Raw genomic sequence first — 21,809 nt, forward strand, 5'->3', positions numbered from 1 at the left:
GCAGCGGTAACGATCTGGGAACGCTCCCAACGTCCTATTGACACTCCCGTTACCCGCCGGCAATCTCATGGGAGCGCTCCCGGAGGTGGCGTGGCTCACTCACGAACTCCGGCCTGGCGTGACGGGCACCCCCCACCACACCCATCCAGCCTCACCACCCGGAAAGAGGGGTCAGCGAATGACTGTCACCACGCGGCGTACCCGCCTGGCGGCCGCTGCCCTGGCCGCGATCACCGCAATCGGCGGTCTCGCAGCCTGTGGCAACGACGACGACAAGCCGGCTGCCGGCGAGAAGCCGGCCAAGCTGGTCGTCGACACCTTCGGCGAGATGGGCTACGACGAGCTCGTCAAGCAGTACGAGAAGGACACCGGCGTCAAGGTCGAGCTGCGCAAGACCGCACAGCTCAGCGAGTACCGGCCGAAGCTCGTCCGCTACCTGGCCACCGGCAAGGGCGCGGCGGACGTCACCGCCCTGGAAGAGGGCATTCTCAACGAGTTCAAGCCCAACGCGCGCAACTGGGCCGACCTCAACCCGCTGGTCGCCGACCACTCGAAGGAATACCTGCCCTGGAAGTGGGAGCTGGGCAAGGCGCCGGACGGCCGGCTGATCGGCCTCCCGACCGACGTCGGCAGCCTCGCCGTCTGCTACCGCAAGGACCTGTTCCAGGCGGCCGGCCTGCCCACCGAGCGCGACCAGGTGTCGGCGCTCTGGCCGGACTGGAAGGGCTTCCACGACGCCGGTCTGAAGTACAAGCAGGCCAGCGGCAAGGCGTTCATCGACTCGATCACCGCCGTCTCCAACGGCGTGATGTTCCAGGGCAACGGTGACCTGTTCTACGACAAGGAAGACAACATCATCGCGGACACCAGCCCCGCGGTGAAGAACGCCTGGGACACCGCCACGTCGATGGCCGACATCTCGGCCAAGGCGCAGACCTGGTCGCCGGAGTGGTCGGGTGGCTTCAAGCAGGGCACCTTCGCGGCCACCTTCTGCCCGTCCTGGATGCTCGGCATCGTGTCGGACAACTCCGGTCCGGCCAACAAGGGCAAGTGGGACGTCGCGTCGGTACCGGGCGGCGGCGGTAACTGGGGCGGCTCCTGGCTCGCGGTTCCGGCGCAGAGCAAGTACCCGAAGGAGGCGGCGAAGCTCGCCGAGTACCTCACCAACGCCAAGAGCCAGGTGGAGGCATTCAAGCTCAAGGGCCCGCTGCCCACGAACCTGGAGGCGCTGAAGAACGAGGCGTTCATCGGCTACACCAACGAGTACTTCAGCAACGCGCCGACCGGCAAGATCTTCGGGGAGAGCGTCGCCAAGATCCAGCCGACCCACCTGGGTCCGAAGCACCAGGCGGTCAAGGAGAACGCACTCGAGCCGGCCCTGCGGGCCTTCGAGAACGGGCAGGCCGACAAGGCGAAGGCCTGGGAGCAGTTCACGAAGGACGCCAAGACTCAGGGTGCCTTCTGAGTGATCCTCTGCCGGTGGCGTTCGGGGCTTCCCGGACGCCACCGGCCGGTCCCCTCCGCGTAGCTCCCTGCGCGAGGGCCCCCGGGCCTCGCCGGAAAAAGGAATTCGTATGAGCCTGTCGGCCACGACGGCGCCGCCGTCGCCAGCAGCACCACCACCTTCTCCCGACGTCTCTTCCCGACGTAACCGGGGAAGGCTACTCAACCGCCTCGATGTCAAGTACTCGCCGTACCTCTACGTCGCCCCGTTCTTCCTGATCTTCGGCGTGTTCGGGCTGTACCCGATGGTGCGTACCGCCTGGATGTCGCTGCACGACTGGGACATGATCGGCGACCACACGTTCATCGGCTTCGACAACTACACCCGGCTGTTCTCCGACGACTACTTCTGGAACGCACTGGTCAACACGTTCGGCATCTTCGCCCTGTCGACCATCCCGCAGCTCCTACTCGCCCTCTTCCTGGCGAACCTGCTCAACCGGACCTTCCTGCGCGCCAAGACCTTCTTCCGGATGGCAATCTTCATGCCGAACGTGGTGTCGGTGGCTGCTGTCGCGATCGTCTTCGGGATGCTGTTCCAGCGGGAGTTCGGCTTGTTCAACTGGCTCCTCAGCCTCGTCGGTGTCGACCCGGTCGACTGGGACGGGCAGCGGTGGAGCTCCTGGTTCGCCATCTCCTCGATGGTCAACTGGCGGTGGACCGGGTACAACACCCTGATCCTGCTCGCCGGCATGCAGGCGATCCCGAAGGACCTCTACGAGGCCGCGGAGATCGACGGCGCGGGGCCGTGGCGGCAGTTCTGGCAGATCACCCTGCCCATGCTCAAGCCCACCTTCATCTTCGTGGTCATCCTGTCCACGATCGGCGGCATGCAGCTCTTCACCGAGCCGCTGCTCTTCGCCAACGGCAACATCCTCGGCGGCAGCCAGCGGGAGTTCCAGACTCTGGCCATGTACATGTACGAGATGGGCATCTCGAACCTGAACACCGCCGGCTACGGGGCCGCTGTCGCCTGGGCGATCTTCATGATCATCGTCGTGGTGTCGCTGTTCAACTTCCTACTCGTCCGCCGCTCGGCGAAGTGAGGAGAGATCGATGATCTCGGCTTCCCAGCGCCTGTGGCGCACCAGCCCGCTGACCTACGTGGCACTCGTCCTGGCCGCGCTGCTGTCCATCTACCCGTTCTACTACATGCTGGTGATCGGCAGTCGCAGCCTGGACAACATCAACGACGTGCCGCCGCCGCTGACCCCCGGCGGAGCGTTCGGTGACAACTTCGGGCGGGTGCTCGACAACGACGCCGCCAACTTCCTCACCGGCATGATGAACTCGATCATCGTCTCCTCGGTGGTCACCCTCTCGGTGGTGCTCACCGGATCGCTGGCCGGGTTCGCCTTCGCCAAGCTGCGGTTCCGGGGCAGCAACGCCCTCCTGCTGGCGATCATCGTCACCATGATGATCCCGACGCAGATGGGGCTCATCCCGCTCTGGGGCATGATGCAGGACCTGGGGTGGTACGACACCCTCTACGCGGTCACCGTGCCGTTCCTGGTCAGCGCCTTCGGCGTGTTCATGATGCGGCAGTACGCCAGCCAGGCGATCTCCGACGAGCTGATCGAGGCCGGTCGGGTCGACGGGGCCAGCACGTTCCGGATCTACTGGAGCATCGTGCTGCCTGCGCTGCGTCCCGCCGCCGGCGTGCTCGGTCTGCTGACCTTCATGGAGACCTGGAACTCGTTCATCTGGCCGTACGCCATCCTCACCCCGGAGAACCCGACCCTCCAGGTCTCGCTCTCCTTCCTCTCGTACGCCTACTACACCGACTACTCCCAGGTGTTCGCCGCCACGGCGATCGGCACCATCCCCCTGGTGGTCGTTTTCCTCGTGTTCGGCCGCCAGATCATCGGCGGGATCATGGAAGGTGCCGTCAAGTCGTGAGCAACCCCGCCAGCCCACCCGCCGTCGACGTCCTCGACGAGCGCCCCGGGCTGACCTTTCCACCCGGATTCCTCTGGGGGGCCGCGACGGCGGCGTACCAGATCGAGGGGGCGGCGGCCGTCGACGGCCGTACTCCCTCGATCTGGGACACCTTCAGCCACACCGACGGTCGGGTCCTCGCCGGGCACACCGGCGACGTGGCGTGCGACCACTACCACCGCGTCGGCGAGGACGTCGCGCTGATGGCCGAGCTGGGCCTGAAGTCGTACCGTTTCTCGGTCTCCTGGTCCCGGGTGCAGCCCGGCGGCACCGGCGCGGCCAACCCGCAGGGCCTGGACTTCTACCGGCGACTGGTGGACGAGCTGCTGGCCAACGGCATCGAGCCGTGGCTCACCCTCTACCACTGGGACCTGCCCCAGCCGCTCGAGGACGCCGGCGGCTGGCCGGCCCGGGACACCGCGGCCCGCTTCGCCGACTACACCACGCTGATGGCCGACGCGCTCGGTGACCGGGTGCGCTACTGGACCACGCTCAACGAGCCGTGGTGCTCGGCGTTCCTGGGCTACGGGTCCGGCGTGCACGCCCCCGGCCGCACCAACGGAGCGGACGCGGTGCGCGCCGGCCACCACCTGATGCTCGGTCACGGCCTGGCCGTGCAGGCACTGCGGGCCGCCCGGCCGGCCGCCGAGGTGGGCGTGACCGTCAACCTCTACCCGGTCGACCCGGCAAGCGACACCCCCGCCGACGTCGACGCCGCCCGGCGGATCGACGGGTTGGCCAACCGGTTCTTCCTGGACCCGCTGCTGCGCGGGTCGTACCCGGAGGATCTGGTGGCCGACCTGAGCACGGTGACCGACTTCGACCACGTGCGCGACGGCGACCTGGCGACCATCTCCACGCCGCTGGACCTCGTCGGGGTCAACTACTACAGCCGGCACGTGGTCGCCGCGCCGGTCGAGGGCGTCGCGGCCGACCCGGCACCGTCGTGCTGGCCGGGCAGCGAGGACGTCCGGTTCGTCAGCCGCGGCGTCCCGGTCACCGACATGGGCTGGGAGATCGACGCCCCGGGCCTGACCGAGACGCTGCAGCGGGTGCACGGCTACACCGATCTACCCCTGTACGTCACCGAGAACGGTTCCGCGTTCGTCGACTCGGTGGTCGACGGGCAGGTCGACGACGTCGACCGGCTCGCCTACTTCGACGCCCACCTGCGCGCCGCCCACGAGGCGATCGACGCCGGGGTGCCTCTGCGGGGATACTTCGCCTGGTCGTTGATGGATAATTTCGAGTGGGCCTGGGGTTACACCAAGCGGTTCGGCATGATCCACGTCGACTATGACAGCCAGGTCCGCACCCCCAAGTCCAGCGCCAAGTGGTACGCCTCGGTGATCCGGCGCAACGGTCTGGCCGCACAATAGGCTCGGGCCAGCCATCAGGACGGCCCCGGCGTTCACCTCCCGCAGGTGGCGCCGGGTCCGTCCGCCGTCGGAGGAGCAGACGATGACAACGCAGCGCACCCGGTCGCTCGGGCGCCCGACCCTCGACGCGGTCGCGGCGCGTGCCGGCGTCGGTCGGGGCACGGTCTCCCGCGTGGTCAACGGCTCGCCCCAGGTCAGCCCGGAGGCCCGGGCCGCGGTCCAACAGGCCATCGCCGAGCTGGGGTACGTGCCGAACCGGGCCGCCCGTGCCCTCGTCACCCAGCGGACCGACTCCGTCGCGCTCGTGGTCTCCGAATCCGGTGAACGGGTCTTCACCGAGCCGTTCTTCGCCTCGATCGTGCGAGGCATCAGCTCCGGGCTGCTGGAGACGCCCATGCAACTCTGGCTGGCCATGGCCCAGTCCCCGGTCGAGCGGGAACGGGTCGAGCACCACCTCACCAACCAGCACGTCGACGGCGTACTGCTGCTGTCCTTGCACGACTCCGACCCGCTGCCGACGCTGCTGGAGGAGCGCGGCCTGCCCGCCGTGCTCGGCGGTCGGCCCGCCCGGATGCTGCAACCCGGCGCCCAGCCGGCCTGGTTCGTCGACGTGGACAACGTTGGCGGGGCACGGCAGGCGGTGGAGTACCTGACGACACAGGGGCGGCGACGCGTCGCCACCATCGCCGGTCCGCAGGACATGGGTGCCGGGCTCGCTCGTCTGGCCGGCTACACCGATGCGGTCAAGGCCACCGGCGCCAGCGTCAACCCCGACCTGATCGCGTACGGCGACTTCAGCGAGGGCAGTGGCGCGGCCGGAATGCGCCGGCTGCTGGACGTCTGCCCGGACCTGGACGCGGTCTTCGTCGCGTCCGACCTCATGGCGTTCGGCGCGCTGCGTACCCTGCGTGAGGCCGGCCGCCGTGTGCCCGAGGACGTCGCGGTGATCGGCTTCGACGACGCGACCATCGCCCGACAGGCTGAGCCGCCGCTGACCACTGTCTTCCAGCCGGTGGAGGAGATGGGCCGGCAGATGGCCCGCCTACTGGTGGCCCGGATCCGCGGCGAGGAGCTACCCGCCTCGCACATCCTCCTGGACACCCAACTGGTCCACCGAGCCTCCGCCTAACCACCCCCACCCCGCCTGCGGGGGTCAGGCGGGGGTCCAGCGGCGGAGTTCGCGCTTGGCCAGGGAGTTGCGGTGGACCTCGTCGGGGCCGTCGGCGAGGCGCAGGGTGCGGGTCTGTGCCCAGAGGGCGGCCAGTGGGGTGTCCTGGCTGACGCCGGCGCCGCCGTACCCCTGGATGGCCTTGTCGATGACCCACTCGGCCATCGCCGGCGTGCCGATCTTGATGGCTTGGATCTCGGTGTGCGCGCCCTTGTTGCCGACGGTGTCCATCAGCCAGGCCGTCTTGAGCACCAGCAGGCGGGCCTGTTCGATGCGCACCCGGGACTCGGCGATCCACTCCCGGACCACGCCCTGCTCGGCAAGCGGTCGGCCGAACGCGATCCGGCCGAGCGCCCGCTTGCAGAGCAGTTCCAGGGCCCGCTCAGCCATTCCGACTAGTCGCATGCAGTGGTGGATCCGGCCCGGCCCGAGCCGGGCCTGGGCGATGGCGAAGCCGGTGCCCTCGGCGCCGATCAGGTTCTCCGCGGGCACCCGGACGTCGGTGAAGTCGATCTCGGCGTGCCCGCCGTGGGAACCGTCGGTGTAGCCGAAGACGGTCATGCCCCGGCGCACGGTCACCCCGGGGGTGTCCCGGGGGACGAGCACCATGCTCTGCTGGCGGTGCCGGTCGGCGGTGGGGTCGGTCTTGCCCATCACGATGAAGATCTCGCAGCGCGGGTCCATCGCCCCGGACGACCACCACTTCCGCCCGTTGATCACGTATTCGTCGCCGTCGCGGGTGATCCGGGTGGCGATGTTCGTGGCGTCGGAGGACGCCACGTCCGGCTCGGTCATGCAGAACGCCGAGCGGATCTCGCCCTCCAGCAGTGGCGTCAGCCACCGCTTCTGCTGCGCCTCCGAGCCGAACTCGGCAAGCAACTCCATGTTGCCGGTGTCCGGTGCCGCGCAGTTGACCGCCTCCGGTGCGAGGTGCGGGCTGCGGCCGGTCAGCTCGGCGAGGGGGGCGTACTGGAGGTTGGTCAGGCCGGCGCCGTAGCGCGGGTCGGGCAGGAAGAGGTTCCACAGGCCGCGCTTGCGGGCCTCCGCCTTCAGCTCGGCCAGCACCGGGGTACGCGACCACGGGTCACCGGCGGCCACCTGCTCGGCGTGCACGGCCTCGGCCGGGTATACGTGTTCGGTCAGGAACCGGCTCAGCTCGTCGCGCAGCTCCTCGGTCCGGCTGTCGTATGAGAAGTCCATCACCGCTCCCTGGCGGCGCTCAGCCCGTGCGTGACCAGCGGTGCCACCATCTCGCCGATCCGGTCGAAGCCCTCGCCGAGCGTCTGCCCGAGCGTGTGGCGGTAGTGGATGCCCTCGCAGATGACCGCGAGCTTGAAGCAGCCGAGCGCCACGTGCCAGTGCAGCGGCCCGACGTCCACGTCGCTGCGTCCGGCGTACCGCTCGATGAGTTCGGCGCCGGTGGGGAAGCCGGCGCGCGGGCCGAGCCCGTCGGCGACGGGGTTGCCGGCGGCGCTGCCGCTGTCGCCGAGCACGTCCCAGTACGTCAGCAGCAGCCCCAGGTCGGCCAGGGGGTCGCCGAGGGTGGCCATCTCCCAGTCGAGCACCGCGTGCACGGCGACCGGGTCGGCCGAGGCGAGGAGGTTGTCAAGCCGGTAGTCGCCGTGCACGATCCGGCCGGCGTTCGCGCCCTCCGGGGCGGTCGCCGCGAGCAGGTCACGCAGCTCGTCGATGCCGGGCAGTGGGCGGCTGCGGGAGCGGTCGAGCTGCCCGGCCCAGCGGCGGACCTGCCGGGCGAGGTAGCCCTCGGGGCGGCCGAAGTCAGCCAGCCCGACGGCGGACGGGTCGACGCTGTGCAGTGCGGCGAGCGTGTCCATCATCGCCAGGGCGAGGGCTCGGCGGCGCTCGTCGCCGAGCGGGTCGGTCTGTGCGCGGGTGCGGAACACCTCGCCGGGGACCCGCTCCATGAGGTAGAACGGTGCGCCGATCACCTCGGGGTCGGCGCAGAGCAGCAGCGCGCCCGGGACCGGCACCTCGGTCGGTGCCAGCGCCGAGATGACCCGGAACTCGCGCGCCATGTCGTGCGCGGTCGCCAGCACGTGCCCGAGGGGAGGCCGGCGCAGCACGACCTCGCGGTCGCCGAGGCGCAGCAGATAGGTGAGGTTGGACTTGCCGCCCGCGATCAGCTGGGCCCGCAGTGGCCCGGTAGCCAGCTCGGGTCGGTGCTGCGCCAGATAGCCGGCGAGCCGGTCCAGGTCCAGCCCCGCCGGGGAGGCGGGAACGGCCCCCGGCCGTGGCGCATCGACGGCCGGATCGCTCATCCGACTAGTTGATGGCAGCCCGCTCACGTTGTCAAGGTCAGAATTTCCCCCCGGGTCATGCCGCTGCAACAGGGACGAAATGGTCAACTACCAGGCTGGGACCAGCCTGCCGGCCGCTGTTCGCCGGCCCGCCGAGCGGAGGGACAGACATGTTGCTGCGAGTTCGGGTCACCCTGCCGGACCGTCCGGGCACCCTCGGCCAGGTCGCCCGCACATTGGGTGTCTCCGGGGCGGACATCGTCCAGGTGGTGGTCCTCGAACGGCTCGGCGGGCGCGCGGTGGACGACTTCACCGTGGTCTGGCCAGGTGCGGCGCGGGTGGAGCGCCTGCTGGCCGGGCTCGCGGCGATTCCCGGGGTGCGGGTGGACGGTGTGTGGCGGGCGATCGGCGCGCCCACCACCACCGGCCAGGACGCGGAGCTGCTGGCCCAGGTCGCGGCCAACCCGGCGGACGGGCTGGCCACCCTCGTCGACGCGGTGCCCGGCCTGCTGGCCGCCGACTGGGCGGTGGCCGCGGTGGTGCCGGTCGACTGGGCCTCGCGCACCGGGGGTGGCGGGGCGACCGTGGGGCACGCGAGCTGGCGTGCCCCCGTACCCCCGCGGTTGCCGGAGGTGACCCCGCTGCGTGGTCGGTCGATGACCACGCCCGACGGCACCCACCACGCGGTCGCGCCGTTCGGCCGGGCGGGCCTGGTGCTGGTGGTGGCCCGCGAGCGCAGCGAGACGCTCTCCGCGGCGGGTTTCCACAGCACCGAGGTGGACCGGCTCACCCAGCTCGTCCGCGCCTGCACGGTGATCCTCGGTGACCGCCTCGACCTCGTCGGCGCGCCGCCGGTGGTCGCCGGCCCCTGAGCGGCCCGAGGAGTTCCCGGGCCGACACGGCCGGGCAACCGGGCGGCAACAGGCGGGGGTGAGGCTCTTACCGGGGAAGGGAGCCAACCATGACGTTGTGGCGGATCCGGGCGACGGTGGACGACCGGCCGGGTTACCTGTCGGTGCTCACGGCGAGCCTCGCGCTGCGCGGGGTCAACATCCTCACCGTGCAGGTGCAGCCCACCGAGCAGGGCGCGGTGGACGACTTCCTCGTCGACGCACCGGACGCGCTCGACGAGGCCGGGCTGGTCGCCGCCGTCGAGCGGGGTCGAGGTCGGGACTGTTGGGTGGCGCGCAGCGAGGCGCGTGGCCTGGCCGACCAGCCTACCCGGGTGCTCGGGTTGGCGAACCGGCTGGTGCGTGACCCGGACGCGACGGGCGAGGCGCTGCGGGCCCTGCTCGCCGCCGACGTCGTCAGCTGGCGTCCCGCGTCGGCCGGCGTCGAACGGGGGATCAGCGGGGCCAGCATGCTGCTCGCCGACCCGGCGGGCGGTTCGTTCGCGCTGCGTCGGGCCGCGCCCGACTTCACCCCGGCGGAGTACGCGCGGGCGCAGGCCCTTGTCGAGTTGGCCGCCACCGTGGCGCGGCGGGCCGCCGAACAGGTCACCCTGGTGCTGCCCGACGGCGCTGAGGTGGCGGTCCGAGCGGCCGACGCCGGTGACCTGTCCGGTGTGGTGGAGCTGCACGAGGGGTGCTCACCGCGCAGCCGGCAGCGGCGTTACCTGGGCGGGGCGGCGCTACCGCAGCCGGCCCGGCTGCGTCGGCTGCTGGAGCCGAGCCGGGGGCTGACCCTGCTCGCCACCACCACCGGCGGCGACGGCACGGCCGAGTCGGTGGTCGCCATGGCGAACCTGCTCGGTGAGGGCGACGAGGCCGAGGTGGCGCTGCTGGTGCGCGACGACTGGCAGCGACGTGGGCTCGGTTCGGCGTTGCTGCGCCGGCTGGTCCTGCACGCCGACCGGTCCGGGTACGCGGCGCTGGTGCTGCACGCGCAGGCCAGCAACGAACCGTTGCTGCGGACGCTGCACCGGCTGGGCCGGCCCACAGTTGTGGAACGCGACGACGGGCTGCTCACTCTCACCGTGCCGCTCGCTGTCCCCACCGGGGCGGACCGGACGGGCGCGTTCGCCTAGAGCACTGTTCAGGGCCCGGGCGGCTCGCGGCGGCCGGAGACGCAGAACCGGTTGCCCTCCGGGTCGGCGAGCACCACGTACGGCGGCTCGGTCGGGTGTGGGTCGGTGGGGTAGTGCCGCCAGTCGACGATCCGCGCGCCGATGGCGAGCAGCCGGTCGAGTTCCTCGTCGAGAGGTCGATCGCCGGCGTCCAGGTCCAGGTGGAGCCGGGGGAACTCCCGCACGGGGCTCTCGCTGAGGTCCATCGCGAGGGCTGCGCCGGACACCCCGCGCGGCGGCTCCAGCACGATCCACTCGTCGCCGGTGAATCGGGGCTCGCGGCGACGGTAGCCGAGGGCCTCGGCCCAGAACGTTGCGGCCCGTTCGGCGTCGGCCACGCCCAGGGAGAGCTGTGCGATCAGTGCCATCTCCCGACGGTACGTCGCGACGAGAGCCCCTTGTGCGCGGCGAGCCTCCACAAGGGGCCCGGTCGTCAGGTGCTGGGGTAGCTGCTGTAGTCGGGGAAGTTGCCGTAGAGCCGCCCCTCGCCGCCGACGGTGACGGCCTGCACCAGCAGGTCGCCGCCGACGAACGCGCCCTTCCAGGAGGCGCCCCGGCCGCCAAACGGTTCGTCCCGGTCACCGCGTGAGCGCGGCTTGTTGATGCCCACCTTGAACGCCTGGAGGTCCACCGCCAGTTTGCCGGCCTCGTCGGTGTCGTCGCAGGCAAGCGAGGCCACAAGCGCGCCGTTGGAGGCGTTCATGGCGGCCAGCAACTCGTCGGTGGTGTCCACCACGACGATCGTGTCGACCGGCCCGAACGGTTCGGCGTGCATCAGCCGGGACCGCCCGGGCGGGGCGAGCAGCACCGACGGCGCCACGTACGCCGAGGTGTCCTGCCCGGGTAGGAACGGCGCGCCGGTGAGCTTGCCCCGGTGCAGGGGGATCGCACCGCCGCGGACCGCCTCGTCGACGGTGCGGCGCAGCTCGTCGGCCTTGGCGGCGCTGATCAGCGGCCCGAAGTCCAGCTCGGGCAGCGGGTCACCGGCGGCCCAGTCGTCGCCGACGGCGAGCGGGTGACCGAAGCGGACCGAGCGGACGACCGGCAGGTACATGTCGAGGAAATCGTCGACGAGGTCGCGTTGCACCACGAACCGGGGGTACGCGGTGCACCGCTGCTTGCCGTACTCGAAGCCCTTCCTGAGGTGGGTGGCGAGCAGGTCCCACTGGGAGAAGTTCCAGATGCCCCAGGCGTTGAGACCCTCCTGCTCGATGAGGTGCCGCTTGTCGCTGTCGAGCAGTGCGGCGGCCACCTTGCCACCGTTGGACCGGCCACCGACGAACGCCACCGCGCCGATCTCGGGTGCCCGGACCAGCACCTCGGACAACTCCGCGCCGCTGCCGGAGACGAGCGTGGCGGGCAGCCCGGCCCGGCGCATCAGCGCGTGGGCGACGGACAGGCACACCGCGCCGCCCTGCGATGGGGTCTTGGCGATGACTGCGTTGCCGGCCAGGAGCTGGACCAGTTCGGCGTGCACCAGCACGCTCATCGGGTAGTTCCAGGAGGCGATGTTGCTGACCGGGCCGGGCAGCGGCTCGCGACCGTCGGCGAGCATCCGGTCGATCTCGCCCGCGTACCAGCGGACGCCGTCGAGCGCCCGGTCCACGTCGGCGCAGGCCAACCGCCACGGCTTGCCGATCTCCCACACCAGCAGCAGGGCGAGCAGGTCGCGGTGGGTGGTGAGCGAGCCCAGGGCGTCGGCGACCCGGGCCTTGCGGTCGGCAAGCGGGGTCCGGGCCCAGGCCCGGTGCGCTGTCGCGGCGTGGGCGACAGCGGCACGCGCGGTGTCGGCGTCGAGCCGGGGCAGGTTGACGAGGACGGTGTTGTCGACCGGGGTGCGCACCGGGGCGGGGTGGCCGACCTCCTGCCATTCGCCCTCGACCAGATTGTGCAGGGTGGTGACGCCGTCGACCTCGGCGCCGAACGCCTCCGGGGTGACGGCCACCGCGCGGGCCAGGATGTCGGTCCAGGCGGTGCCGTCGGCGAGTCGTAGAGCCATCGCTTCTCCTCAGGGTTGACCGGGGAGCGGCGGCGTCGACGGCACCGCTGGTGATCGGTACTGTCTCGCGCCCCGTAGTCGGTCAGCAACAGTACGTTTGTCTGGCTGGCCGTCGGAGCGCTCGAACGGCGCGAAGATCTTGCCCGAGCCGTTCGGTCTGAGCTGCGCAAACGTCGGCCACAAATAGACAGCAATCTATGTTATGAGATGGTCCGCAGTGGTTACTCGCGAGTACGGAAAGCGCCCCGCGCACCCCGTCCCAAGCGGCAGGGTTCCCAACCGCCGACCCGACCATTACATTGTCGGTTATCCATGGGAGCGCTTCCATGGCCCCGTGGTCCACACCGCCACCCCCGCTGCCGCCGGCGGTCGTGCCGCCCGTACGCCGTCCCGCGTCGGTGCGACCGCCGGCGGCGCCTTCGACAGGAGCCCGCCATGCGCCACCTGACCCGGCCGTTCAGCGGCCAGCCCGGCCGGTCACCGGCCGCCGACCAGCCCTGGCCGCGGCGGCTGCTGGCCCTCGGCGTCGCGCTGCTCACCGGCGCGTCCCTCGCGGTGACCGCGCCGCCGTCCGGGCCCGCCTCCGCCGCGCCGGCGGCGACCTACAACTACGCCGAGGCGTTGCAGAAGTCGCTGCTCTTCTACGAGGCGCAGCAGTCCGGCAAACTGCCCGACTGGAACCGGGTCTCCTGGCGTGGGGACAGCGCGCTCACCGACGGCGCGGGCGCGGGTCTGGACCTCAGCGGCGGCTGGTACGACGCCGGCGACCACGTGAAGTTCGGCTTCCCGATGGCGTTCAGCGCCACCATGCTCGCCTGGGGCGCGGTGGAGTACCGCAGCGGCTACGCCTCCTCCGGGCAACTGCCGCACCTGCTCAACAACCTGCGCTTCGTCAACGACTACTTCGTCAAGGCGCACCCGTCGGCGAACGTCCTCTACGGGCAGGTCGGCAAGGGCGACGACGACCACAAGTGGTGGGGCCCGGCCGAGGTGATGCCGATGGCGCGGCCCGCGTACAGGATCGATGCGAGCTGTGGCGGCGCGGACCTGGCGGGGGAGACGGCGGCCGCGATGGCCGCCTCCTCGATGGTGTTCCGGCCCACCGACGCGACCTACGCCGACAAGCTGCTCGGCCACGCCCGGCAGCTCTACACCTTCGCCGACACCGTGCGGAAGGCCTACCACGAGTGCATCACCGACGCCACGAGCTTCTACCGCTCGTGGAGCGGCTGGCAGGACGAGTTGGTGTGGGCCGCGATCTGGCTGCACCGGGCCACCGGCGAGGCCAGCTACCTGACCAAGGCCGAGAGTGAGTACGACAAGCTCGGCACCGAGAACCAGACCACCACCCGCTCCTACAAGTGGACGATCGCCTGGGACAACAAGCAGTTCGGCGCGTACGTGCTGCTGGCGAACCTGACCGGCAAGCAGAAGTACGTCGACGACGCGAACCGGTGGCTGGACTACTGGACCGTCGGGGTGAACGGGCAGCGGGTTCCGTACTCTCCCGGCGGGATGGCGGTGCTCGACTCGTGGGGCGCGCTGCGCTACGCCGCGAACACCTCCTTCGCGGCGCTCGTCTACAGCGACAAGACCACCGACACCACCCGTAAGGCGCGCTACCACGACTTCGCCGTCCGGCAGATCAACTACGCGCTCGGCGACAACCCGCGCAACTCCAGCTACGTCATCGGGTTCGGCGCCAACGCACCGAAGAACCCGCACCACCGCACGGCGCACGGCTCCTGGTGGGACAGCCAGACCGTCCCCGTCGAGACCCGGCACACCCTCTACGGCGCGCTCGTCGGAGGCCCGTCCTCGGCCAACGACGCGTACAGCGACAGCCGGTCGGACTACGTGATGAACGAGGTGGCCACCGACTACAACGCCGGCTTCACGTCCGCGCTGGTCCGGCTGACCTCCGAGTACGGCGGCACGCCGCTGGCGAACTTCCCGGTCGCCGAGACGCCGGACATCGACGAGCTGACCGTGGAGACCACCGTGGCGCAGGCCGAGCCGCGCGCCACCGGGCTCAAGGTGATGGTCTACAACAAGTCCGCGTTTCCGGCCCGGGCGCTGACCGACGGGAAGTTCCGGTACTACTTCCGGCCCGACGGCACCGGCCCGGTGCAGGTGACCTCCGGTTACACCCAGGGCTGCCCGTCGCCGACCACGGCCAGGCAGTACAGCGGCGACATCTGGTACGTCGAGGTGGACTGCACCGGGTACACCATCGCCCCGGCCGGTCAGTCGCAGCACCGGATGGAGGTGCAGTTCAAGGTCGGTGTGCCGGAGGGCGGCACCTGGGACCCGACGAACGACCCGTCGTACCAGACCACCGCCGGGCCCAACCGGAAGGTGCCGCTCTACTCCGGCACCACCCGGGTGTGGGGTGAGGAGCCGGGTCCGGTGGTGCCGGACACCACCGCGCCGACCGTCCCGGGCACCCCGGTGGCGTCCGCCCTCGGGCCCCGCACCGTCACCCTGACCTGGACGCCGTCGACCGACAGCGGCGGCAGCGGCCTGGCCGGGTACGAGGTCCGCGAAGTCCAGGTCAACAGCGACACCGTTGTGGTCCGGCCGGTCACCGGCACGACGTTGACCATCACGACGCTGCTGCCGGCGACGTCGTACGAGTTCACCGTCGTGGCGCGCGACGGCGCCGGCAACACGTCGGCCGCCGCACCGAAGCTCACGGTGACGACGCCGCCCGCCGGCACCACCGACACCACCGCGCCGAGCACCCCCGGCACGCCGGTCGCCTCGGCCGTCACCGCCACCGGGCTCACCCTGGCCTGGACCCCGTCCACCGACAACGTGGGCGTCACCGGCTACCGGGTCTATCGCGAGGCCGGCACGACCGACGCGCTCGTCGGCTCGCCGACCGGCACCACGGTCGCGGTGTCCGGGCTGACCGCGTCGACGGCGTACCAGTTCTACGTGGTGGCCGTGGACGCCGCCGGCAACACCTCCGCGGCGTCCGCGCCGGTCGCGGTGACCACCGCGGCCCCGCCGGTCGGCGGCACCTGCACCGTGGGGTACGCCACAAACGACTGGGGCAGCGGCTTCACCGCCAACGTGTCGATCACCAACACCGGCACCACCGCGATCAACGGCTGGACCCTGCGGTTCAGCTTCACCGGTGGGCAGAGCGTCAGCCAGGGCTGGTCGGCGGCGGTCAGCCAGAGCGGCGCGGCGGTCACCGCCACGAACCTGTCCTACAACGGCACGATCGCGGCGGGCGCGTCGGTGAGCTTCGGCTTCAACGGCACGTACAGCGGCAGCAACCCGAAACCGACGGCCTTCACCGTCAACAACACCCCCTGCACCGTCGCCTGACCGCGACGAGACCGTGGGCAGTTGCCGTTCCGCGCGGACGGCAACTGCCCACGGTCTGCTCGCTCACGGCAGGTGTTCCGCCGCGAGGTGACGCAACCGGTCGTGCAGCCGCGGTGCGAGGCTGCGGGCGTACGTGGCGGTCAGGTGGTGCGCGTCCCGGTAGACGAGCAGCCCGTCGACCACCGCCGGGCACCGCTCGCTGGGGCAGATGACGTCGTTGAGGTTGGCCAGGCGTACGGCGGGTAGCGCGGCCGCGGCGCGCTCCTGCGGTATGCCCCAGGCGAGCGCGCGTTGCCGGGGCTGCGCGCAGGTGGTGAGCCGCTCGCGATGCGCCGACACGCACTCGGCCATGTCCACGGTGAACGACGGGGTGTCCCGGATGACCACCAGCGGCAGGCCGGCCCCGGTCAGCTCCGACCAGGTCTGCGACAGGGCCGCCGTCTGCGCGTCCGCCGTCGCCGGGCCCGGTGGCGGTGTGCTGCCCCCCACAAGCGGAATCTGGGTCACGCTGGAGACGATGAGCAGCCGGGGTCGGCGCTCACCGGTGAGCGCCCTCCGGAGGTTGCGGTTCCACTCCGTGCAGCTGTGGTCCGACCGCCCGGCGATGCTGATCGGCGCGGTCAGGAAGGAACACGTCGTCTTGATGTAGGTGACAAGCCGCCAACCGCGCTCGGCCGCGATGACCTGTAGGGCCGGCACCCAGTGCGCCGCGTGCGAGTCGCCGGCAAGTGCCACCTCGACCGTCGAGTTCCGGTCGCCGTAGGTGCAGCTGCGTAGGCTCGCGTCCTGGGCCTGGGTGACGCAGTCGTCCCGGTAGACGTCGGGCAGGTCGTCGCGGGCGTCGAGCGGGTCGGGTGTGATGCGGGCGAACCGGTCCACGGGAGCCGCCGCCCGCCCGTCCCCGGGAGCCGTACCCGGTGTGCCGGCCCCGGCGAGTGGCGCCTCGCCCGAGCCTGGTGGTCGGACCGCGAGGTGGAGCCCGACTCCGGTGAGGACTGTGAGGCTCGTGGCGACCAGCCCCATTCGCAGCACCCGGGCCCTGGAGATCCGTGCGTACCGGAACGGGTTCTCCACCAGGTGGTAGGTCAGCACCGCCGGGACCGCCGAGCAGAGGATCATCGCGAGCCCGGCGGTGGTGTCCAGCGGCCCCCACCGCGCCTCCGCCACCACAAGCAGCGGCCAGTGCCACAGGTACCACGAGTACGACACCGCGCCGACCGCGCGCGTCGGCCGCCTGTTGAGGAGGACGGCCGGCCCGTACCGTCCGGCGCCGGGCCCGGCCGCGATGATCGCGACAGCGCCGAGGGTTGGCAGCAACGCCAGATACCCCGGGTAGGCGGCCGTCTCCGGCCGGATCAGCGCCGCGGCCAGGGCGACGGTGGCCATACCGGCCCAGCCGAGCACGATCGCGACGGACCGCGGCAGCCGGGTCAGCTGCCCACCGATGATCGCCAGGCCACCGCCGAGCGCCAGCTCCCAAATCCGGGTGGTGGTGACCAGGTATGCCCGCGCGGGTTCGGTCTGGCTCAGGTGAATGGACCAGGCCAGCGACGGGACGCCGACCAGGGCGAAGGCGGCGAGCAGCCACCCCGACACCCGGTCGCCGAGGAACGGCCTGCGGTGTCGGCCCGCCCGACTGCGCGGGATCGGCTGTCGCGCGCCGGTACGCCGGACCGTGCGGCGGGAGACCTGCATGGCGACGACGAGCAGGAGCACCGGCCACACCAGATAGAACTGCTCCTCCACGGCGAGCGACCAGAAGTGCTGAAGGATCCTCGGGGCTTCCTCCGAGCGCAGATAGTCGGTCGACTGCTCCACCAGACGCCAGTTCATCGCGTACGCGGCGCTTGCCAGCGCGTCCCGGGCGGTCGCGGACCAGCGGATCGGGGGCAGGAACAGGTAGGTGAGCAGGAGGCTCGCCACGAGGACGACGGTGGCGGCCGGAAGCAACCGCTTGGCGCGGCGGGCGTAGAAGTCGACGATGCGGATTCCGCCGGTCCGGCGGATCTCGTCGACCAGGAGCCCGGTGATCAGAAAGCCGGAGATCACGAAGAAGACGTCGACGGCGACGAACGCGGCAGGGAGCGCCGAGAGGCCCGCGTGACCGACAAGCACCAGCACGAGCGCGAGCCCCCGCAGCCCCTCGATGTCGCCGCGGAACCGGCCCGCGAGGACCGGGCCGGCGCTCGCGTCCGGCCTCGTCGTCTCCACCCTCATTCAAGGCACGATAAGCCCGATACGGGTGTTTCGGCATCAATGCGACAAATAGGGCAACCGTTCGTCGCGCCGGGTGGACGACTGACCTACTCCACGAGGTCGTCGGCGAGCAGGTCCATCAACAGGCCGTCGTGCCAGCGGCCGTCCGCCCCACGCTCGTAGCGGCGCAGCACCCCCACCGGGCGAAAACCAACCTTCGCGTACGCCCGGATGGCGGCGCTGTTCGCCGCCGCCGGGTCGATGGTGAAGCGGTGGTGGCCGTACTCGTCGATCAGGTGCCGGGCCAGCGTGCGGATGGCGTCACCGCCCAGCCCGGCGCCGCGCTCCGCCGGATCGAGGAAGACGTCCAGGCTGGCGTGCCGATAGTCCGGGTCCGGCTCGGCGTACCACTGGATCGCGCCGATCACCCGGCCGTCGTGCTCGACCGCGTACACGTGCAGGTCGTCGTCGGCGAGGTCGGCGCGGACGGCGTCGGCCAGGTCGTCGCCGCCCCGCCACCACCGTCGTACCTCCGGATCTGCCCGGATCGCCGCGAGGGCCGGCACGTCCGCGACCGTCGCCGGTCGCAGTGTCACCGCCCGCCCTCGCAGCATCGGTTCAGCCCCGGATCTCGCCGTGCTCGACGCAGACCGCCGACCAGCCCACCGGCAGCACCTGCACCTTCATCCGGCGTCGGCAGCCGGGGCAGAACCGGGGCGGCTCCAACTGGCGGGCCGACGCGCAGGCCGGGTGGCCGGTGGCCGTCGCCGACTCACCGCACCTGTCGCACCACAGCTCGGTCGTGGTCATCGTCGTCACAGCGTTGCGGAGAGGGCCTTGACCGGCATCTTCAGCTCGTTCAGCAGCTCCAGGTCGGCCGTCGCCGGTCGACCAAGCGTGGTCAGGTAGTTGCCGACGATCACCGCGTTGATGCCGCCGAGCAGACCATCGCGGGTGCCGAGGTCACCGAGGGTGATCTCGCGACCACCCGCGTACCGCAGGATGGTGCGCGGCATGGCCAGCCGGAACGCGGCGATGGCCCGCAGCGCGTCCTTGCCCTCCACCACCGGGCGGTCGCCGAGCGGCGTGCCCGGGCGCGGGTTGAGGAAGTTGAGCGGCACCTCGTGCGGGTTCAACTCGGCGAGCTGCGCGGCGAACTCGGCCCGCTGCTCGACGGTCTCGCCGAGGCCGAGGATGCCACCGCAGCACACCTCCATGCCGGAGTCGCGAACCATCCGCAGCGTCTCCCAGCGCTCCTCCCACGAGTGCGTGGTGACCACGTTGGGGAAGTACGACTTGCAGGTCTCCAGATTGTGGTTGTAGCGGTGCACACCCATGTCGACCAGGTCGTCGACCTGCTCCTTGGTGAGCATGCCCAGCGACGCGGCGACCTGGATGTCGACAGCCGCCCTGATGGCGGCGACACCCTCGCGCATCTGCTTCATCAGCCGGGCGTCCGGGCCGCGGACCGCGGCGACGATGCAGAACTCGGTCGCCCCGGTCGCGGCGGTCTGCTTCGCCGCCTCGACGAGCGACGGAATGTCCAGCCAGACCGAGCGCACCGGCGAGGTGAACAGGCCCGACTGCGAGCAGAAGTGGCAGTCCTCCGGGCAGCCGCCGGTCTTCAGCGAGACGATGCCCTCGACCTCGACCTCCGGGCCGCACCAGCGCATCCGCACGTCGTGAGCGAGCTGGAGGGCGGCGGGCAGGTGCTCGTCGGGCAGGTTCAGCACGGCGAGGATGCCGGCCTGGTCGAGGCCGACACCGTCACCCAGGACCTGGGTCCGGGCCTGGTCGAGGATCTCTGGCATGGCTCGTACCCTACTAGGCCGGTGCCAAAGTCCCGGGCCGGCCAGGTGCCCCGACACCGGCCCCGGACCGCCCGGTCAGCCGGAATGACCTGCCAGACCGTGGGACAGCTCGCACCGAGTGGATTCGTCGGGCCGGTGGCGGCGGGTGGTAATTTCGCCCGGCGGGTGTCCGGGCCGACCGGCACGCACAGCGGGGGAGGGTGACGGTGGCGGACTGGCTGGCGGCGCTCGACCGCCGCGCGCAGCTGCGGGCGAAGGCCGGGCTCACCCGGCGACTGCACCCGCGTCCGGCCGACGAGCAGATGACCGATCTGGCCGGCAACGACTACCTCGGCCTGGCCACCCACCCGGAGGTCACCGCCGCGGCCACGGCGGCACTGTCGGCGTACGGGCTGGGGGCGACCGGGTCGCGCCTCGTGCGGGGCTCCACCGACGCGCACCGGGCGCTCGAGGAGGACCTGGCCGGCTGGCTGGGCACCGACGGCGCCCTCGTCTTCTCCTCCGGCTACCTGGCCAACCTCGGCGCGCTGCGGGCGCTCGTGCAACCCCGGACGCTGCTCGTCTCCGACGCGCACAACCACGCGTCGCTGATCGACGGTTGCCGCCTCTCCGGTGCGGAGACGGTGGTCACGGCGCACGCCGAGGTGGACGCGGTGGCCGCCGCGCTCGCGGCCGCTCCCGGGCGGCCGGCGGTGGTGGTGACCGAGTCGGTCTTCTCGGTCGACGGTGACCTCGCCCCGCTGGCCCGGCTGCACGCGGTGGCCCGCCGTCACGGCGCGCTGCTGCTCGTCGACGACGCGCACGCGCTCGGCCTGACCGGCCCGGCCGGCGCGGGCGCGGTGGCGGCAACCGGGCTGGCCGGCGAGCCGGACGTGGTGGTCACCGCCACCCTGTCCAAGGCGCTCGGCGGCGCGGGAGGCGTCGTCGCCGGCCCGGCCGAGTTCGTTCGGCACCTGATCGAGACCGGGCGGACGTTCATCTTCGACACGGCACTGCCGCCGGCGGTCGCCGCGGGTGTGCACGCCGCGCTGCGGCTCGCCCAGGCCGGTGACGACCTGCGGGCCGAGCTGTCCGACCGGGTGGGGTTGGCGGTCGGTCGCCTGCGGGCCGCCGGGCTCACCGTCTCCGCGCCGGACGCGGCGGTGATCTCGGTGACCGCCCCCGGGCCGGAGGCGGCGACCGCCTGGGCCGCGGCCTGCCGGGACCGGGGCGTCGCGGTGGGCTGTTTCCGGCCGCCGTCCACCCCGGACAGCCGCTCCCGCCTGCGGCTCACGGTCAGCGCGGGGGTGCCCCGGGCGGCGTTCGAGCGGGCGCTGGACGTCATAGTGGACACGGCGCCCGTGAGCGCCCCGCGGTCGCGAACGGAGACGGCGCCGTGAGCGGGTGGGCGGGGTCGGTTCTGGTCACCGGCACGGACACCGAGGTCGGCAAGACGGTGGTGACCGCGGCGATCGCGGCTGCCGCGCAGGCTGCCGGGTTGCGGGTGGCGGTGGTCAAGCCGGGCCAGACCGGCACGGCCGGCGGTGAGCCCGGTGACGTGGACGCGGTCAATCGGCTCGCTGCGCCGCTGACCGGTCGGACCTTGGCCAGCTACCCGGACCCGCTCGCCCCGTTGGCCGCCGCGCGGGTGGCCGACCTGCCGCCGTTGGAGTTGTACGCGGCGGTGGACGCGGTCCGGGCGGAGGCCGACAAGCACGATCTCGTGTTGGTCGAGGGCGCGGGTGGGCTGCTGGTGCCGATGGGGCTGCGGCCCTCGGGTGAGCCGTGGACGATGGCCGACCTGGCGGTGTCGCTCGGCGCGCCCGCGGTGGTGGTCGCCCGGGCCGGGTTGGGCACGCTCAACCACACCGCGTTGACCCTCGAGGCGTTGGACCGGCGGGCGGTGCCGGCGGGTGTGGTGATCGGTGCCTGGCCGGCCAGGCCGGAGTTGGTGCACTGGACGAACCTCACCGACCTGGTGCCGAACCTGCTCGGCGCGTTGCCCGACGGCGCCGGGGCGATGGACCCGGGGGTGTTCCGGCGTTCCGCGCCGGGTTGGCTCACCCCGGCCCTGCACGGTGTGCTCGACGACTGGCGGGTCTGGGCCGAGGAGAGCGGCTGAACACCTGACTTTCGTCGGTGTCCGTGCAGGTCGCACGTGGGTAGCCTGACCG

At 71.6% G+C, this 21,809-nt stretch carries 18 protein-coding genes; 10 read left to right on the top strand and 8 right to left on the bottom strand.

The window, feature by feature from the left end:
- Nucleotides 1-178: 178 nt before the first annotated feature.
- The 5 genes from ACWER9_RS05855 to ACWER9_RS05875 all read left to right on the top strand — a co-directional run bounded on the left by ACWER9_RS05855 (nucleotide 179) and on the right by ACWER9_RS05875 (nucleotide 5,949).
- Complete coding sequence (locus tag ACWER9_RS05855) at nucleotides 179-1,465, top strand: ABC transporter substrate-binding protein (RefSeq protein WP_452300693.1); 1,287 nt, start codon at nucleotides 179-181, stop codon at nucleotides 1,463-1,465.
- Nucleotides 1,466-1,574: 109 nt separating this feature from the next.
- Nucleotides 1,575-2,549: a carbohydrate ABC transporter permease gene (locus ACWER9_RS05860; protein WP_452300694.1), complete on the top strand. Its 975-nt coding sequence runs from the start codon at nucleotides 1,575-1,577 to the stop codon at nucleotides 2,547-2,549.
- A gap of 10 nt (nucleotides 2,550-2,559) precedes the next feature.
- On the top strand, nucleotides 2,560-3,402 hold the full coding sequence (locus tag ACWER9_RS05865; protein WP_452300695.1) for a carbohydrate ABC transporter permease: 843 nt from the start codon (nucleotides 2,560-2,562) through the stop codon (nucleotides 3,400-3,402).
- Nucleotides 3,399-4,820 carry a GH1 family beta-glucosidase gene (locus ACWER9_RS05870; protein ID WP_452300696.1) on the top strand — a complete coding sequence of 474 codons (1,422 nt, stop codon included), beginning with the start codon at nucleotides 3,399-3,401 and terminating at the stop codon, nucleotides 4,818-4,820. Before ACWER9_RS05865 ends, ACWER9_RS05870 begins: the two co-directional genes overlap by 4 nt.
- Before the next feature lie 82 nt (nucleotides 4,821-4,902).
- Nucleotides 4,903-5,949, top strand: coding sequence for a LacI family DNA-binding transcriptional regulator (locus tag ACWER9_RS05875; RefSeq protein ID WP_452300697.1), 1,047 nt, complete (start codon nucleotides 4,903-4,905; stop codon nucleotides 5,947-5,949).
- A gap of 24 nt (nucleotides 5,950-5,973) precedes the next feature.
- On the opposite strand, the gene ACWER9_RS05880 is transcribed toward ACWER9_RS05875, so the two are convergent.
- On the bottom strand, nucleotides 5,974-7,188 hold the full coding sequence (locus ACWER9_RS05880) for an acyl-CoA dehydrogenase family protein (protein WP_452300698.1): 1,215 nt from the start codon (nucleotides 7,186-7,188) through the stop codon (nucleotides 5,974-5,976).
- Nucleotides 7,188-8,267, bottom strand: coding sequence for a phosphotransferase family protein (locus tag ACWER9_RS05885; protein ID WP_452300699.1), 1,080 nt, complete (start codon nucleotides 8,265-8,267; stop codon nucleotides 7,188-7,190). Before ACWER9_RS05885 ends, ACWER9_RS05880 begins: the two co-directional genes overlap by 1 nt.
- 149 nt (nucleotides 8,268-8,416) lie before the next feature.
- Between ACWER9_RS05885 and ACWER9_RS05890 the strand changes: the two genes are divergently transcribed.
- Both ACWER9_RS05890 and ACWER9_RS05895 read left to right on the top strand, forming a co-directional pair.
- Nucleotides 8,417-9,118 carry an amino acid-binding protein gene (locus tag ACWER9_RS05890; RefSeq protein WP_452300700.1) on the top strand — a complete coding sequence of 234 codons (702 nt, stop codon included), beginning with the start codon at nucleotides 8,417-8,419 and terminating at the stop codon, nucleotides 9,116-9,118.
- Nucleotides 9,119-9,207: 89 nt separating this feature from the next.
- The gene (locus ACWER9_RS05895; RefSeq protein WP_452300701.1) at nucleotides 9,208-10,272 is read left to right on the top strand and encodes a GNAT family N-acetyltransferase; all 1,065 of its coding nucleotides are present in this window, start codon (nucleotides 9,208-9,210) and stop codon (nucleotides 10,270-10,272) included.
- A gap of 8 nt (nucleotides 10,273-10,280) precedes the next feature.
- On the opposite strand, the gene ACWER9_RS05900 is transcribed toward ACWER9_RS05895, so the two are convergent.
- Complete coding sequence (locus ACWER9_RS05900; protein WP_452300702.1) at nucleotides 10,281-10,679, bottom strand: VOC family protein; 399 nt, start codon at nucleotides 10,677-10,679, stop codon at nucleotides 10,281-10,283.
- A 65-nt stretch (nucleotides 10,680-10,744) separates the two neighbouring features.
- The gene (locus ACWER9_RS05905) at nucleotides 10,745-12,310 is read right to left on the bottom strand and encodes an aldehyde dehydrogenase family protein (RefSeq protein WP_452300703.1); all 1,566 of its coding nucleotides are present in this window, start codon (nucleotides 12,308-12,310) and stop codon (nucleotides 10,745-10,747) included.
- A gap of 435 nt (nucleotides 12,311-12,745) precedes the next feature.
- Between ACWER9_RS05905 and ACWER9_RS05910 the strand changes: the two genes are divergently transcribed.
- Nucleotides 12,746-15,649 carry a glycoside hydrolase family 9 protein gene (locus ACWER9_RS05910; RefSeq protein WP_452300704.1) on the top strand — a complete coding sequence of 968 codons (2,904 nt, stop codon included), beginning with the start codon at nucleotides 12,746-12,748 and terminating at the stop codon, nucleotides 15,647-15,649.
- A gap of 63 nt (nucleotides 15,650-15,712) precedes the next feature.
- Here the strand turns inward: ACWER9_RS05910 and ACWER9_RS05915 are convergent, their stop codons facing one another.
- The 4 genes from ACWER9_RS05915 to bioB form a co-directional block, all read right to left on the bottom strand.
- On the bottom strand, nucleotides 15,713-17,866 hold the full coding sequence (locus tag ACWER9_RS05915) for an acyltransferase family protein (protein ID WP_452300705.1): 2,154 nt from the start codon (nucleotides 17,864-17,866) through the stop codon (nucleotides 15,713-15,715).
- 86 nt (nucleotides 17,867-17,952) lie between these two features.
- The gene (locus tag ACWER9_RS05920) at nucleotides 17,953-18,459 is read right to left on the bottom strand and encodes a GNAT family N-acetyltransferase (RefSeq protein ID WP_452300706.1); all 507 of its coding nucleotides are present in this window, start codon (nucleotides 18,457-18,459) and stop codon (nucleotides 17,953-17,955) included.
- A 4-nt stretch (nucleotides 18,460-18,463) separates the two neighbouring features.
- Entirely contained in the window at nucleotides 18,464-18,655 is a 192-nt protein-coding gene (gene bsaP, locus ACWER9_RS05925; protein ID WP_452300707.1) for a biotin synthase auxiliary protein BsaP, read from the bottom strand.
- A gap of 5 nt (nucleotides 18,656-18,660) precedes the next feature.
- Complete coding sequence (bioB, locus tag ACWER9_RS05930) at nucleotides 18,661-19,656, bottom strand: biotin synthase BioB (RefSeq protein ID WP_452300708.1); 996 nt, start codon at nucleotides 19,654-19,656, stop codon at nucleotides 18,661-18,663.
- A gap of 206 nt (nucleotides 19,657-19,862) precedes the next feature.
- Here bioB and ACWER9_RS05935 point away from each other — a divergent pair, with 206 nt between their 5' ends.
- Together ACWER9_RS05935 and bioD are read left to right on the top strand one after the other, a co-directional pair.
- Complete coding sequence (locus ACWER9_RS05935) at nucleotides 19,863-21,035, top strand: 8-amino-7-oxononanoate synthase (protein ID WP_452300709.1); 1,173 nt, start codon at nucleotides 19,863-19,865, stop codon at nucleotides 21,033-21,035.
- The gene (gene bioD, locus ACWER9_RS05940) at nucleotides 21,032-21,757 is read left to right on the top strand and encodes a dethiobiotin synthase (protein WP_452300710.1); all 726 of its coding nucleotides are present in this window, start codon (nucleotides 21,032-21,034) and stop codon (nucleotides 21,755-21,757) included. The genes ACWER9_RS05935 and bioD overlap by 4 nt, the downstream gene beginning before the upstream one ends.
- Nucleotides 21,758-21,809 lie beyond the last annotated feature (52 nt).

It is taken from the genome of Micromonospora sp. NPDC003944, assembly GCF_053605225.1.

What these genes read in the sequence shown, in the direction of transcription:
- ACWER9_RS05865 (WP_452300695.1), top strand. Translation starts at nt 2,560, where the DNA reads ATGATCTCGGCTTCCCAGCGCCTGTGGCGCACCAGCCCGCTGACCTAC.
- ACWER9_RS05885 (WP_452300699.1), bottom strand. Translation starts at nt 8,267, where the DNA reads ATGAGCGATCCGGCCGTCGATGCGCCACGGCCGGGGGCCGTTCCCGCC.
- ACWER9_RS05920 (WP_452300706.1), bottom strand. Translation starts at nt 18,459, where the DNA reads ATGCTGCGAGGGCGGGCGGTGACACTGCGACCGGCGACGGTCGCGGAC.
- bsaP (WP_452300707.1), bottom strand. Translation starts at nt 18,655, where the DNA reads ATGACCACGACCGAGCTGTGGTGCGACAGGTGCGGTGAGTCGGCGACG.
- ACWER9_RS05875 (WP_452300697.1), top strand. Translation starts at nt 4,903, where the DNA reads ATGACAACGCAGCGCACCCGGTCGCTCGGGCGCCCGACCCTCGACGCG.
- ACWER9_RS05905 (WP_452300703.1), bottom strand. Translation starts at nt 12,310, where the DNA reads ATGGCTCTACGACTCGCCGACGGCACCGCCTGGACCGACATCCTGGCC.
- ACWER9_RS05910 (WP_452300704.1), top strand. Translation starts at nt 12,746, where the DNA reads ATGCGCCACCTGACCCGGCCGTTCAGCGGCCAGCCCGGCCGGTCACCG.
- ACWER9_RS05915 (WP_452300705.1), bottom strand. Translation starts at nt 17,866, where the DNA reads ATGAGGGTGGAGACGACGAGGCCGGACGCGAGCGCCGGCCCGGTCCTC.
- ACWER9_RS05890 (WP_452300700.1), top strand. Translation starts at nt 8,417, where the DNA reads ATGTTGCTGCGAGTTCGGGTCACCCTGCCGGACCGTCCGGGCACCCTC.
- ACWER9_RS05855 (WP_452300693.1), top strand. Translation starts at nt 179, where the DNA reads ATGACTGTCACCACGCGGCGTACCCGCCTGGCGGCCGCTGCCCTGGCC.
- ACWER9_RS05900 (WP_452300702.1), bottom strand. Translation starts at nt 10,679, where the DNA reads ATGGCACTGATCGCACAGCTCTCCCTGGGCGTGGCCGACGCCGAACGG.
- bioB (WP_452300708.1), bottom strand. Translation starts at nt 19,656, where the DNA reads ATGCCAGAGATCCTCGACCAGGCCCGGACCCAGGTCCTGGGTGACGGT.
- ACWER9_RS05895 (WP_452300701.1), top strand. Translation starts at nt 9,208, where the DNA reads ATGACGTTGTGGCGGATCCGGGCGACGGTGGACGACCGGCCGGGTTAC.
- ACWER9_RS05880 (WP_452300698.1), bottom strand. Translation starts at nt 7,188, where the DNA reads ATGGACTTCTCATACGACAGCCGGACCGAGGAGCTGCGCGACGAGCTG.
- ACWER9_RS05860 (WP_452300694.1), top strand. Translation starts at nt 1,575, where the DNA reads ATGAGCCTGTCGGCCACGACGGCGCCGCCGTCGCCAGCAGCACCACCA.